The sequence below is a fragment of the Arthrobacter sp. UYCu511 genome, assembly GCF_040547105.1.
GTDB lineage: Bacteria > Actinomycetota > Actinomycetes > Actinomycetales > Micrococcaceae > Specibacter > Specibacter psychrochitiniphilus.
Genome location: NZ_JBEPPB010000007.1, coordinates 172,719 through 186,721, shown reverse-complemented (window position 1 = coordinate 186,721; position 14,003 = coordinate 172,719). Strand labels below are relative to the sequence as shown.

General features: G+C 55.3%; 13 protein-coding genes and 2 tRNA genes. 2 read left to right on the top strand and 13 right to left on the bottom strand.

All coding sequences use genetic code 11. The features are described from left to right. Window positions 1-22: 22 nt before the first annotated feature. Entirely contained in the window at window positions 23-178 is a 156-nt protein-coding gene (locus tag ABIB48_RS11680) for a hypothetical protein (protein WP_354213060.1), read from the bottom strand. Between the two features lie 599 nt (window positions 179-777). Here ABIB48_RS11680 and ABIB48_RS11675 point away from each other — a divergent pair. After that, window positions 778-1,329, top strand: a complete 552-nt coding sequence (locus ABIB48_RS11675; protein ID WP_354213059.1) for a flavin reductase family protein — start codon at window positions 778-780, stop codon at window positions 1,327-1,329. 69 nt (window positions 1,330-1,398) lie between these two features. Here ABIB48_RS11675 and ABIB48_RS11670 read toward each other — a convergent pair whose 3' ends face one another. Both ABIB48_RS11670 and ABIB48_RS11665 read right to left on the bottom strand, forming a co-directional pair. Then, window positions 1,399-2,010 (bottom strand): rhomboid family intramembrane serine protease, encoded by a 612-nt coding sequence (locus ABIB48_RS11670; protein ID WP_502914130.1) that lies wholly within the window; start codon window positions 2,008-2,010, stop codon window positions 1,399-1,401. A 344-nt stretch (window positions 2,011-2,354) separates the two neighbouring features. After that, window positions 2,355-2,897 carry a peptidylprolyl isomerase gene (locus ABIB48_RS11665; protein ID WP_110105693.1) on the bottom strand — a complete coding sequence of 181 codons (543 nt, stop codon included), beginning with the start codon at window positions 2,895-2,897 and terminating at the stop codon, window positions 2,355-2,357. Window positions 2,898-3,034: 137 nt separating this feature from the next. On the opposite strand from ABIB48_RS11665, the gene ABIB48_RS11660 reads away from it, so the two are divergent. Further along, complete coding sequence (locus ABIB48_RS11660) at window positions 3,035-4,042, top strand: hypothetical protein (protein WP_354213058.1); 1,008 nt, start codon at window positions 3,035-3,037, stop codon at window positions 4,040-4,042. A gap of 61 nt (window positions 4,043-4,103) precedes the next feature. On the opposite strand, the gene ABIB48_RS11655 is transcribed toward ABIB48_RS11660, so the two are convergent. The 10 genes from ABIB48_RS11655 to gnd form a co-directional block, all read right to left on the bottom strand. After that, window positions 4,104-4,979, bottom strand: a complete 876-nt coding sequence (locus ABIB48_RS11655; RefSeq protein WP_315914622.1) for a DMT family transporter — start codon at window positions 4,977-4,979, stop codon at window positions 4,104-4,106. 81 nt (window positions 4,980-5,060) lie between these two features. After that, window positions 5,061-5,136, bottom strand: a tRNA-Ala gene (locus ABIB48_RS11650). A 40-nt stretch (window positions 5,137-5,176) separates the two neighbouring features. Continuing rightward, window positions 5,177-5,296: a DLW-39 family protein gene (locus ABIB48_RS11645; RefSeq protein ID WP_211315102.1), complete on the bottom strand. Its 120-nt coding sequence runs from the start codon at window positions 5,294-5,296 to the stop codon at window positions 5,177-5,179. Between the two features lie 35 nt (window positions 5,297-5,331). Continuing rightward, window positions 5,332-5,405: transfer RNA gene (locus ABIB48_RS11640), tRNA-Ile, on the bottom strand. A gap of 143 nt (window positions 5,406-5,548) precedes the next feature. Continuing rightward, window positions 5,549-6,100, bottom strand: coding sequence for a DUF3566 domain-containing protein (locus tag ABIB48_RS11635; RefSeq protein ID WP_110105696.1), 552 nt, complete (start codon window positions 6,098-6,100; stop codon window positions 5,549-5,551). Further along, window positions 6,097-8,751, bottom strand: a complete 2,655-nt coding sequence (gene gyrA / locus ABIB48_RS11630) for a DNA gyrase subunit A (protein ID WP_110105697.1) — start codon at window positions 8,749-8,751, stop codon at window positions 6,097-6,099. The genes ABIB48_RS11635 and gyrA overlap by 4 nt, the downstream gene beginning before the upstream one ends. Window positions 8,752-8,820: 69 nt before the next feature. Continuing rightward, on the bottom strand, window positions 8,821-10,830 hold the full coding sequence (gyrB, locus tag ABIB48_RS11625; RefSeq protein WP_110105929.1) for a DNA topoisomerase (ATP-hydrolyzing) subunit B: 2,010 nt from the start codon (window positions 10,828-10,830) through the stop codon (window positions 8,821-8,823). Window positions 10,831-11,240: 410 nt separating this feature from the next. Further along, window positions 11,241-11,831: a DciA family protein gene (locus ABIB48_RS11620; RefSeq protein WP_373366705.1), complete on the bottom strand. Its 591-nt coding sequence runs from the start codon at window positions 11,829-11,831 to the stop codon at window positions 11,241-11,243. After that, entirely contained in the window at window positions 11,824-13,086 is a 1,263-nt protein-coding gene (gene recF, locus ABIB48_RS11615; protein ID WP_354213056.1) for a DNA replication/repair protein RecF, read from the bottom strand. The genes ABIB48_RS11620 and recF overlap by 8 nt, the downstream gene beginning before the upstream one ends. Before the next feature lie 11 nt (window positions 13,087-13,097). Continuing rightward, window positions 13,098-13,994 carry a phosphogluconate dehydrogenase (NAD(+)-dependent, decarboxylating) gene (gene gnd / locus ABIB48_RS11610; protein WP_354213055.1) on the bottom strand — a complete coding sequence of 299 codons (897 nt, stop codon included), beginning with the start codon at window positions 13,992-13,994 and terminating at the stop codon, window positions 13,098-13,100. Window positions 13,995-14,003: the final 9 nt, after the last annotated feature.

The following is a 14,003-nucleotide window of genomic DNA, read 5'->3' as shown; positions in this document are numbered from 1 at the left end:
CCTAGACGTGTACCCCTGAGCCTCACTTGCTCGGAAGTCCGGACTTGGACGGGCCTAGGCCGAGCACCAGACGGATGATGCCGACTCCCGCGACCATCAGCACAATGGCGATGAGTGCGATGCGCCCGGCGCCGCTGTTCATGTTAGCTGCATTAGCCCCTGACCACTTCGCGCTCATCGGAGACTGCCATCAGATCACGTCTGTAGTCAGGGCCCTGTGTGCATCAGGACGCTTCGCCCAGTGATTCTGCAAGGTTCCCCTTCCGGGACGCACAAACAGCCCGTAGCCAGGAAGCCCCTTTCTTGCTGCCAACCACCGAGCCAACGGCTGGTGATATGAAACAGGGACAAGTCAGAAATAGCTTGGGAACCTACACAAGTGTAGGAACCCGGCGCCTCTGCGACATTATCCCCAGACTTCTCCACACTGTGGATAACTTTTTCCCACAACCCACATACTTATCCACCGACGTGGAAAACATCTTCGAACTATCCACAAGCCATCTTCGAAAGTGAGGTTATACCTAGTTGTTCACAAAGTTATCCACAGAAGTGGATAACTTTGCGGCGGATTCGAGCTGAGATCATTTTAACCGCGTCAGAAAAGTAATCCACAGCTGTGGAATTACATGTGTGTAACTTATACCCAGTGTGTATAAACCTGGGGATAAGTGCATATTCGACGAAGATAAAACTACTAGAACTACAGCTCTGTAAGTTATGCCCACGTGTGGACATCTATGTGGATAACGTTGTAAAACGTGCAAGCATGAAGCTATGGAACTACCTGATCCCCTCGACATCCACAGAGTTTTCCCACAGCAACTTACACAAGATGCCATCGATGAGTACCGACGGCTCAGCGCAGAACAGGCAGGATCTGTGGCCATCATCAGCACTCGACTGCGCAACCGCGATTATGCCGCTACAGTGACCGCCTATCTGTCAGTGTCCTATGAGCCTCCGACATTGCTGGTCAGCCTCTACGCTGACTCACGGATTGCGCAGGCAGTTGCAGATGCCGGATCGTGGGCTTTGTCCTTGCTCACAGCGGAGCAGAAATCGCAGGCGAACTGGCTTGCCAGCCCGGGTACACCAATCGAGGGGCTGTTAAACCAGATCGATTTTAGGCGCAGCCAGGTCACTGAAAATGCGATCATCGCAGGGGCCCTTGCCTACTTTGAGGTGGAAACCACTGCCATCCACGAGGCTGCAACTCATCTGTTGGTGGTGGGAAATGTTCTTTCGATGGGTGAAGATGCTCCCTGGAACAAGGAGGTTTCGCCTCTGCTTCACTATGGCAGGGACTACCGCCGGCTCAAACCTTAAAGGTGATAAGGGCTGCTCAACGCAAGCTCAGTCCCTAACCGAAAGGTAAGCGGGGCGTTGCTGCAAACTTTAGCTGATGACAAAGGCAGGGAAGGTGGAGACCTTGTAAAGTGTGAGGCCAACGAGGATCAACACCACCGCGGCGATTCCGCCCCACTGGATGAGGTTGCGCTTCTTGGCAGGGGCATAGGCCACCGCAACGGTGCACAAGGCGCCGGCGATCAGCCCGCCTAGGTGTGCCTGCCAAGCAATATTCGGGATGAAGAATCCAATGGCTGCGTTAATCGCCAACAGCACAACGATCTGACGAAGGTCGCCACCGCGCTTCTTCTGAACGACGAAGAGAGCTCCGAAAAGACCGAAGACTGCCCCTGAGGCACCTACAACCACGGTGTCGATGGGGGAGAGTAAGAGCACGCCAACAGATCCCGCAAATGCACTGACCAGGTAGATGGCAAGGAAGCGAACGCGGCCAAAGGCCGGCTCCAGGGCGTTACCTAGAATCCACAAGGCATACATGTTGAAGGCGATGTGCATGATGTTCGTTGAGTGCAAGAAGGCGGAGGTCACCATGCGCCACGGTTCAGATTCAGTCAGGAACGGGGCATAGGCAAAATTCTGGAAGATGAAGTCTTTGGGGATGGCCCAGTCAAGGGCGAACATTGCCACGCAAAGGACCATCATCGTGATGGTTACAACGGGCCGCCCGGCTCGGGCGACGCCTCCGAACATGGTTTTGCGGGAGGGAACCGCCTTCGTAGCAGCCCTCACACAATCCACACACTGAATCCCCACAGCAGCACTGCGTTGGCAGTCCGGGCACGCTGGCCGGCCACACCGCTGACAGCTCACATAGGAAACCCTGTCAGGGTGCCGTGGGCAGACGGGAGCGCCAGTGGCGGATTCCGGGACCGGATATGCAGAACTCATGGGAGGGATCCTAATTGAGGGTATATAAGGAAGGCTTTGGTCGCCGAAAACCAGAAAGGTTCCCGGCAACCAAAGCCAGAAGGGTCAAGCGCTGATTAGAGCTGTTCGACGGTGACGGAGTTGATGACAACATCCTCGCGCGGCTTGTCGCCTGCGCCCGTGGCAACAGCTTCAATCGCGTCAACTACGGCGCGTGAGGCCTGGTCCGTGACGTCACCGAAGATGGTGTGTTTACCCTGCAGCCAGCTGGTGTTGACCGTGGTGATGAAGAACTGTGAACCGTTAGTGCCACGGCCACCCTGGGTGCCAGCATTCGCCATGGCGAACTTGTAGGGATCGTTGAAGTTCAGATCCGGGTTGATCTCGTCATCGAACTGGTAGCCGGGGCCACCAACGCCACGGCCCAGGGGATCCCCACCCTGGATCATGAAGTCCTTGATAATGCGGTGGAAGATTGTCCCGTTGTACAGGGGTGCGTTGGTCTTCTCGCCGCTGCCCGGGTGGGTCCATTCAATAGTCCCGGTGGCCAGGCCAACGAAGTTTGCCACTGTCTTAGGAGCATGGTTTCCAAAGAGGTTTACCTCAATGTCGCCAAGGCTAGTGCTGATAGTTGCTTTTGCGGTTGGGATAGCAGTCATATTCATATTCTGCCACGTGTCCATGAGAATCTTCTGAGAGGACCTCGCATTCCGCGCCCGGCGAACTGGCAAATGATAGCAACAGGGCTCCACTAGACGTAGGCTAAAAGATGGAACTGCTGACATCTGGAGGAAACGTGAAGAAGGTCGACCGCTTTACCCAAGGTTTGGAAGATTCATTGAATAGCAGTGTGGATAATGCCCGGGAATGGGTAGCACCCCACGTTGAGAATGCTAAGGACTGGACAACACCTCGTGTTGAGGCAGCTCTCAGTTGGGCTGTTCCCCGGATTGAAAAAGGCATTGAGCATGCCTCGCCGATTGTTCAGGACGGATTACGCAAAGCCGCGCAATACACTGCCGACGGCGTTGCAGCTGTGACCCCCAAGATTCAGGACGGCATTGAAAAGCTGGCACCCCGTATTTCCGATGCCGTTGATGAAGCTACCCCGCGCATTCATGAAGCTTTGGAGAAGACGGCTCCGGCCATCACCAGTGTCAAAGACAAAGTTGTGGATGACTTCCTTCCCCTCCTCGCAGAAAAGCTGGGCGAAGCAGCTCACGCCGTTGAACTAGCCCTTGAGAGTTCGAAGGTATCGCCCCAAGTGGAGCTCGTTGCAGCGAAACTGACAGGGAACAAGAAAGCCGTGGCTAAAGCCGAGAAGGCTGCCGCTGAGGCCGCCAAGAAATTTGCTGCGGAAATGACAAAGGCTTCGAAGAAGAAAAAGCGCAGCGGGAGAGCCTGGATTGTAGTTGGCGTGGTTGTCGCGGCTACCGCTGCAGGCGTTGCCGCATGGAAGGCATCCAAGCCTGTGGCCGATCCCTGGAAGACACCGGAACCTGTTGCGCCGGCGCCTGCTGCTACTTTGCCAACACCTGCGCCTGCACCGGCAGTAGTTCCTTCTCCCGTTCCCGCGGACGACGGCGCTGACACCAAGGTTGCCGAGCCCGCTGACACTGTGGTGCAGAAGGCGAAGGATGCGGTTAAGTCCGGGGCCGAAGAAGTTGCCGAGGCTGGCGCTTCAGTAAAGAACGATGTGGTTGATGCCGCTTCCGATGCCAAGGATGCGGCCGCGAAGCTGCTGGATGCAGCTTCCAGCGCCGTGGAGGACGCTTCGCCGAAGCCGAAGGATCCCAAGAAGTAGGTTTTATTGCAGTTTGTTTCACGGAGAGGCTGGGAGTTTTACTCCCGGCCTCTCCTCTTTTTTAGGCCGTTGTTTTCTTTAGGCCGCTGCGGCCCTGCCGCAGAATCACCGCAGCCAGCCCTGCCAATATTAAGGCCAGGCCCGCATACGTTCCCGGTGGTAGCTGCTCGTCAAGGAAGAAACCGGCTAAAAGTGCCGCCCCTGGTATTTCTACGAGGATCATCATGGAGACCACAAGGGGAGAAATGGTGGCCAGCAAATAGTTGAAGATGGTATGGCCAAATATCTGGGCTGCCACTGTGACGCCAATAATGCCCCACCACGCCTCCGGCGGGATATTCAAAAGTGGTTGGCGAAACACCAGGCACAACGCCAGCAGGATGACCGAACACAGGCCGTAGCAAAGGCTCGAGTAGGCCCCTGTGGAGAGGGTCTTGCGGGCCTTTGAACCGGCCAGGGTGTAGATGGCGGCAAGGATGCCTCCTGCCACCGCCAAGACGTCGCCTATGAGCGCCTGCGGCGAAACCCCTATGTCGAACCCTGTGATAACCGCTACGCCCAGCAGCGCAGTGCCCAGTCCCAGCAGTACCGGCTTCGGTGGCTTCATTCCGCGGATCCATTGAAAGAGCGCAATCCACGCCGCCTGCAAGCAGACTAGGGCCGTTGCGCCCGCCACGCTTGTCAACTTCACTGCGGTGATAAAACAGGCAAAGTGGAAGGCTAGTGCTGTTGCCGCAATAACCGTGTATTTCAATTCCGCCCGGGTCAGGGATTTAAATAATCCCGGATTCTTGATCACTGTGGGCGTGCCCAATACCAGGGCGCCAAAAACATTGCGCCACAAGGCGATTGTCAGGGCGGGGGCCATAGTGGCGGCCATGATGGGTCCGGAGGCTGAAACGCCCAAAATGCCCACAAAGGCCAAAAGAATTATCACTGTTCAAGCGTAGGGCAAGGGGACAATGCCGTTGTGCTGATAAAAAAACAACCCCGGTCTGATGACCGGGGTTGTTTCTCATGGTGGAGGCACGGGGACTCGAACCCCGAACCCCCTGCTTGCAAAGCAGGTGCGCTACCAATTGCGCCATGCCCCCATGAGGATAATTCAGTATATCTGAAACAGAACCAAAAGATTCACACTAACGAATCAGTTGCCTTGCTCCAGGTTGTCTTCACAACTTTGGATTCCCGCCACTTCCTGTTCAAAAATACTGCCGCAGTCAGAGCTGTGATCAAAATCAGCAACTTCTTCATAATGCACCATCCTTTACAAGAACCGTAGGGTTCCGTGGGCGTACCTGGACTTGAACCAGGGACCTCTTCGTTATCAGCGAAGCGCTCTAACCGCCTGAGCTATACGCCCTACTTGACCCTCACCGGGCCGAGACAAAACTTTACCGCACACAATCCCAAATTCCAAAATCGGCGGTTCCTGCGGGTCTGCAGAACCCGCCGATTTTGATCTTTTAACGCCTTTTTTCGCGATAATCCGCGGTTTTTGACTGATTAGTCATCAGTCAAGGTGACACCGATTCCGCCCACTAGAGTGGCCGAGATGTTGTACAAAACCGCAGAAAGTACGGAAAGTGTGGTCAAGAGCACAACGTTAACAACTGCAACTATGGTTGAAAAGGATGCCACTTGCCCCAACGAGATGATTGACAGGAGATCGAACGGGACCCCGCCCTCCTTGCCCTGAATCTCATTGACGAAGTCGTTTACAGTGCCGAACAGGCCCATGGTGTCCAGCACTGACCAGAGCGCAATGGCTGCAACTACGGTCACAATACCGAGGGCAACAGAGAGCAGGAACGCCATCTTCAGGACGGACCAGGGATCAATTTTGCTGACCAGAAGACGGGCGCGGCGTGCTTTTGCCTTGGGTGCTGGCTTGACCAGCGACGGGGGTGACTTCGGCGCAGGCGTCTTGGTTACAGGCCGCTTCGCACCAACGGCTCCAGCAGTCGCTGGGGCGCTTGTGGGGCGCTGGGCGGGGCGGGCAGGTGCACCTACCCTTGGTGCGGACCCTGGCCGCGGAATCGGGTTATTGGTGCTCAATCTGTGCCTCCAGTTGTTCCGTCATGACCCGTTAACGGTACTTCATCATTTTGTTGCTTTCCCTCTAAAGAGCCATTAATCGCGGTCTCAGGGGTTTCAGAGGCCTCAATTTCCGCGGCTTCTTCATCTTCTTCAAGGCCTCGTTCGCTGTTGCGAGCAACCTCAATGATCTTGTCATTCTTATCCGGCTTGGCGAAGATGACACCCATGGTGTCGCGTCCCTTGGCGGGTACTTCCGAGACGTTGGAACGTACCACCTTGCCGCCGCCCATGACCACCAAAACCTCGTCATCTTCTTGAACAATCAGTGCTCCGACCAGGTCTCCGCGATCCTCCACCAGCTTGGCAACCTTAATGCCCAGACCGCCTCGTCCCTGCAGACGGTATTCCTCAACAGCTGTTCGCTTCGCATAGCCGCCTTCTGTGACGATAAACACAAAGGAATCATCAGTGACCACATTGGCGGCAAGAAGTTCATCAAAGTCACGGAACTTCATGCCCGTAACACCAGATGTTGCCCGGCCCATGGGCCGCAGCGCCTCATTTGTGGCAGTAAAGCGGATGGATTGGCCCTTGCGGGAGACCAACAGCAGATCGTCGGTGTCGGAGACCAGCTGCGCGGAGACAAGTTCGTCACCGTCACGCAGGTTGATGGCAATGACACCGGCCGAACGGTTGGTGTCGTAATCCTCCAGTGAAGTCTTCTTGACCAGACCGTTCTTGGTTGCCAGAACCAGGTAGGGAGACTGCTGGTAGTCCTTGAGCTCCATGACTTGGGCGATCTTCTCATCAGGCTGGAAAGCCATCAAGTTGGCTACATGCTGTCCCTTGGCATCACGTCCCGCCTCGGCCAGCTCATAAGCCTTTGCACGGTAGACGCGGCCCAGGTTGGTGAAAAACAGCAGCCAATGGTGGGTGGTTGTCACAAAGAAATGCTCCACGACGTCATCCCCGCGCAGCTGCGCACCCTTGACGCCCTTGCCGCCACGGTGCTGTGTGCGGTAGTTGTCGCTACGGGTGCGCTTGACGTAACCGCCACGGGTAATGGTGACCACCATTTCCTCTTCAGGAATGAGATCTTCCATGCTCATGTTGGGGTCGTAACCCATCATGATTTCTGTGCGGCGGTCATCCCCAAAGCGAGCGGTGATCTCCGCCAGCTCTTCGCTGACAATGCCGCGCTGAACCTCGGGCGAGGCCAGAATACGGTTATATTCGGTGATCTGTTGGGTCAAGACATTGCTGCGATCTTGAATCTTCTGATGTTCCAAGGCAGCCAGACGCCTTAGCTGCATGTCAAGGATGGCCTTGGACTGGATTTCATCGATGTCCAGCAGGGCCATCAGGCCGTCGCGGGCTTCCTCAGTAGTTGATGATGCTCTGATCAAGGCAATGACGGCGTCGAGGGCGTCCAGCGCCTTCAGCAAGCCTCGCTGGATGTGTTGCTCCGCTTCATCTTTACGGAGTCGGAACATGGTGCGGCGGACAATGACATCCATCTGGTGGGTAACCCAGTGACGAATGAAGGCGTCCAACGGCAGGGTACGGGGCACGCCGTCAACAATGGCCAACATGTTGGCGCTGAAGTTTTCCTGCAGCTGTGTGTGCTTGTACAGGTTGTTCAGGACTACCTTGGCCACGGCATCACGCTTGAGGACAACAACCAGGCGCTGACCTGTACGGCCAGATGTCTCATCACGGAGATCGGCGATCCCGGAGATCTTGCCGTCCTTGACAAGATCGGCAATCTTGATTGCTAGGTTGTCAGGGTTAGCTTGGTAAGGCAGCTCGGTGACCACCAGGCAGGTGCGGCCTTGGATTTCCTCAACGTTGACCACGGCACGCATTGTGATGGAGCCACGGCCTGTACGGTAGGCATCTTCAATACCCTTGCGGCCCAAAATTTGTGCACCGGTGGGGAAATCGGGTCCCTTAATGCGCTGAATTAGAGCTTCGAGGAGTTCTTCTCGTCCCACTGTCGGGTTGGCCAGGTACCACTGGACACCCTCGGCAACTTCACGCAGGTTGTGTGGGGGAATGTTGGTGGCCATACCGACGGCGATACCTGAGGATCCGTTGACCAGCAGGTTGGGGAAACGTGCCGGCAGGATGGTTGGTTCCTGATTCTTGCCGTCGTAGTTGTCCTGGAAATCGACAGTTTCCTCATCGATATCGCGGACCATTTCCATGGCCAGCGGCGCCATTTTAGTCTCCGTGTAACGAGGTGCGGCAGCACCATCGTTTCCAGGGGAACCAAAGTTACCCTGGCCCAGAGCCAACGGGTAACGCATGGTCCAGTCCTGGATCAGGCGAACCAGAGCATCATAAATGGCTGAGTCACCGTGGGGGTGGTACTGGCCCATCACTTCGCCAACCACGCGGGCGCACTTGTTGAAAGAGCGCTCGGGGCGGTATCCGCCGTCGAACATGGCGTAGAGGACACGGCGGTGAACAGGCTTGAGTCCGTCCCTGACATCGGGGAGAGCACGGCCCACAATGACGGCCATGGCATAGTCCAGGTAAGAACGCTTCATCTCCTCTTGGAGATCAATTCGTTCTACTTTGTCATGCATCAAGCTTCCCTCAATGACCTCAGTAGTGCTGTCATCTACTGCGGGTTCTTGAGGATTCTGGGGTGTTTCTTCACTCATAATTTTTATATTCCATTCCCAATATATGTCTGGTTCGAACTATTTCTAGAGGGCCATGCTCGGGCTGTTCTAGATATCGAGGAACCGGACGTCCTTGGCGTTTTGCTGGATGAAGTTGCGGCGTGATTCCACATCTTCACCCATGAGGATGGAGAAAATCTGGTCGGCTTCAGCGGCGTCGTCCATGGTTACCTGAAGCAGCGTGCGGTGAGCAGGATCCATGGTGGTATCCCACAGTTCCGTGTAGTCCATTTCACCCAAACCCTTGTAGCGCTGGATGCCGTTGTCCTTGGGGATACGGCGTCCGGAAGCGGCTCCTGCGGCCAATGCTGCGTCGCGTTCCTTGTCACTGAACACGTAATCGTGTGCAGCGTTGGACCACTTGATCCGGTAGAGCGGAGGCTGGGCCAAGTACACGTAGCCGTTTTCAATCAGTGGACGCATGTAGCGGAACAACAGTGTCAGCAGCAGGGTAGTGATGTGCTGTCCATCCACATCTGCATCTGCCATGAGCACAATCTTGTGGTAGCGAACCTTCGCTACATCGAAGTCCTCACCGATGCCGGCGCCGAAGGCAGTAATCATGGCCTGGACTTCAGCGTTGCCCAGTGCCCTGTCAAGACGGGCCCGTTCAACGTTCAGGATCTTTCCACGCAAGGGAAGAATAGCCTGCGTGTGGGGGTTTCGCCCGCGCACGGCTGAACCACCGGCCGAGTCACCCTCCACAATATAAATTTCAGACAGCGCAGGATCCTTGGACTGGCAGTCCTTAAGTTTGCCTGGCATGCCGCCTGACTCCAACAAACCCTTACGGCGGGTGTTTTCGCGTGCCTTTCGGGCAGCCATACGGGCCTGTGATGCCTGGATGGCCTTACGAATGATGTCCTTGGCTGGACCGGGGTTGCGTTCGAGCCAATCGCCGAGCCCGTCAGTAACAACGCGTTGCACGAAGCCCTTGACCTCTGAGTTGCCCAGCTTGGTCTTGGTCTGGCCCTCAAACTGAGGTTCGGAAAGCTTGACCGAAATAACGGCTGTGAGTCCTTCACGGATGTCGTCCCCTGTGAGGTTGTCATCCTTTTCCCGAATAATGGTTTTTTCCCGTGCATACCGGTTGATCAGAGACGTCATGGCGGCCCGGAACCCTTCTTCATGGGTTCCGCCTTCATGGGTGTTGATCGTGTTGGCGTATGTGTGCACACTCTCTGAGAAGGACGTTGTCCACTGCATGGCGATTTCAACAGCCATACTCCGCGCGGAATCTTCAGTTTCGAAAGCAATCACATCATCGTGAACGGGCTCATATTTTTTGGACGTGTTCAGGTGCTTGACGTAATCGAGCAGTCCGTCCTTGTACTGGTAAACAACTACACGTTTACCAGTGACTATGTCCTTGCCTTCAGGGATCGCATCAAGATCCAAATCTTCATCCGAAAGAACCTCGGCTACACGCTCATCTGAGAGTGTGATCTTCAAGCCCTTATTCAGGAAAGCCATTTGCTGGAACCGTGCCCGCAGGGTTTCAAACTCAAACTCTACCGACTCAAAGATCTCCGGATCTGGGTAGAACGTCTGTGTGGTGCCTGTTTCCGTAGTGGTTTCACCCTTTATCAGGGTGCCTTGGGGCTTACCGCCGTCGGCAAAGTTCATACGCCATACGTAACCTTGGCGCCGGATCTCAGTTTCAACCCTGCGGGAAAGGGCATTAACTACGGAAATGCCCACACCGTGCAGGCCACCGGAAACGGCATAACCGCCGCCGCCAAACTTACCTCCAGCATGCAAAATGGTCATAACCACTTCAACCGTGGGTTTGCCTTCTGTGGGGTGGATGTCAACGGGAATTCCTCGACCGTTGTCAACAACTTTCACGCCGCCTTCGGCGGTAAGGGTGATCTCAATGTGGTCGCAGTAGCCGGCAAGGGCTTCATCCACAGAGTTATCCACTACTTCGTAGACAAGGTGGTGCAAGCCACGCAAACCTGTGGAACCGATGTACATGCCAGGACGTTTCCGGACTGCTTCCAGACCCTCCAAGACAGTAATGTCACTTGCATCGTAGTGACTGGTGTCTGCTGTCATGGCAGATACTTCCGAAATCGGAGAGGCACCTTCTGGAGTATTCTCCGGCTCTGGATTCACGGCACTATCCGAATTGTTCGTCGTCACAGGCGCGTTCGACCCCTTTGGTTGTTCAGCGTGGTTGCCACCTTTTGAACGCGCATGAAACAGTGAACTGCCCTGCATTCGTTCCTTGGGGAAGGCACATAAATGCCGCTCTCAACGAATGCTAAAAGCTACCACAGCGCCGCGGAGAGACGGTTGTAGTCCAATTCTACCTTGCACCACGGCTATATAACGCCTCAACGTGCCCTAAAACGCGAGAAAAGCGCCTTAGGACGCAATTGTTGAGCCTTCTTTAAGGAGATGTACGGCTAATGGGGTTTCAATCGCCCTACAGCGCCTTGCACGCTCCCGCCAAGAAAGCAACATTATCCGTAAGTGTCCCTGGGTCCACGGCCCTTCACGGTGCGGTAACCCTTTCGCCAACTCGGGGCAGTCGGGCCCAGAACCATAATCTTTGTCACCACGCCGTGTCCCAACTCGGCATCAAACTTTGCCAACAGGGATAGGGAGAGAAGCCGTAGCTGGGTTGCCCAACTGGTGGAATCACATCTGACATGCAAGGTGGTGGCTTCAAAGCTCTCCGGACGGCAATGAGCGGCAATTTCCGGACCAACAAGATCATCCCACTGAGCCATGACGGAGCCAACGGCTAAAGGAGAGCTCCACCCTCTGTCAGAAACCAGCCTGCTAACAACATTTCCAAGCCCCTGGGGATCCCTTCCGCCACCATACTTTGCATCGAGAAACGGTTTCCTTTTACTTCTGGGGGTTGTTTTTTCACCAAGACGCCCTCGCGAAATTCGCAGTTCACCGCGGCTTTTTGCGATGGCACGCATCCGGTTCAGGGCTGCCTGGGCCGCATCCACTTCGGTGTCATGATCAGATTTAGCCGCTGCCATACTACTTATTTTGCCTGTGAGGTCCCTACCCGAATCTGCCACAGACTCCTCAGTCATGGTTCATCACGCCGCCGGGAATCACCTGGATGGTTGATCCTGACAATTCCTCGGGAATATCCGCTCCCACCGCGGCCGTGACCAGAACTTGTTCGGCTGCCCCTACCATCGAGGCAAGCTTGCGCCGTCGTTGTGCATCCAGTTCAGCGAAAACATCGTCAAGAATCAGGATTGGCTGATTCCCCGCCACATGTTTGTCCTCATCCAACACGTGAAAAGAGGCGAGCCGCAGAGCCAAGGCAATGGACCACGATTCTCCATGGGAGGCATAGCTGCGGGCCGGTGCATTACCCAAAAGAAGATCCAACTCATCACGATGGGGCCCCACAAGGGACATTCCACGTTCAAGTTCGCGGGTCCTCGATGCCGTCAATACGGTTCTGTAGCGTTGCGCCAATTCCTCCACAGGGCATAGGGATAAGTCTTCGCCGTCAAGAACCTCTGGCAGCACACCTCCGGTTGGTTCCCCGAATGCACTGTAGGTGGCGTCGTCGTGCTCTTCTTGCGGGGGCGATTCCGGCGGCCCGGATATGGTGATCTGGTCAAGACTGCTGCGGTAAAGTGCCCGCAAAATTTTGGCACCGTCAGTCAATTCTGCGTAAGCCTGTGCCAGGTGGGGGCGCAAACGGTTGAGCAGATCGAGCCGGGCAAGGAGCAATCCCGCAGCGGCCATAGCCATGTGCTCGTCCCACACATCCAGCGTTGCAAGATGAGACTCGGAAACTCCGGAACGAGAAAAATGTTGAGAACGCGCTGATTTTAACAACGCGTTGCGCTGCTTGAGGACCCTGTCATAATCGCTGCGGGTACCTGCATGTTTTGGTAACAGAACTACTAAAAGATCGTCAAGAAACCGGCGCCGGTTACCAGGATCACCCTTGACCAGGGCCAGATCCTCCGGTGCAAAAAGCACTGTGCGGCAAATACCAAGAATATCCCGGGCCCGCACCGGATTGGCCCGATTGATCCGGGCACGGTTGGCTCGCGTCGCGTTGATTTCAACTTCAACCATGACTTTTTGTTCGGCCCGCACCAACTGGGCCCGGATGAGCGCCCGGTCAGTACCAAAGCGTAAAAGGGGCGCATCCTGGCTAACGCGGTGGGATGAGAGCGTGGCCAAATATCCGATCGATTCCACCAGATTGGTTTTACCCAATCCGTTGGAACCTACAAGGACAGTGACTCCGGGTGTCAACGCCAGATCCACCTGTGCGTAACTGCGGAAATCCGTCAGGGAAAGATGCTCAAGGTACATAGAAAGTAGTTTTATTCACTGCTGGGACTGGCTGGTTTTGTCGCATGCCCACCAAATTGGTGACGCAGAGCAGAAACCATTTTCATGGCTGGAGAATTATCCTCGCGCGAGGAGAACCTGGCGAAGAGAGCTGCCGTGATGGCGGGAGCTGGTACGGCGTTGGCAATGGCTTCCTCTACGGTCCACCGGCCTTCGCCAGAATCTTCTACATAATCATCAATGGATTCCAGCCCCGGATCCTCATCCAGCGCTTTGACCATCAAATCCAGCAGCCAGGAACGTACTACGGTGCCTTTTTGCCAAGCCCGGAATGTTCCTGGCAGGTCCTGAATAATATCCTTCTTGGCGAGGAGCTCGTAACCCTCAGCGTAGGACTGCATCAGTCCGTATTCGATGCCGTTGTGGACCATTTTTGCGTAATGGCCGGCTCCAATGCCACCAACGTGGACAAAACTGTCGGCCCTTTCCCCCTCAGGACGGAGTGCGTCAAACACGGGTAGGGCTCGGCTTACATCTTCCGACGCGCCGCCAGCCATCAGCCCATAACCATTGCTCAGACCCCAAACTCCTCCGGAAACACCAACATCGATGAAGGAAATATACTTGCCGCGCAACAATTCACCGTGTTTTTGATCTTCCGTGAATCGTGAGTTCCCGCCGTCAACCACAAGGTCTCCTGGTTCGAGAAGTCCTGAAAGATCTGTGATCACTGATTCTGTAACGGCACCGGAAGGAACCATGACCCAAATCAGGCGAGGAGCCGGAACTGCTGCCACGAGTTCAGTCAAAGTAGTGACATCACTGACCTCGGGGTTTTGGTCAAATCCGGTGACTTCGATCTGCGCTGCACGCAAACGGGCCCGCATGTTGAAGCCCATTTTTCCAAGTCCAACAAGTCCAATATGCATGATATTTAC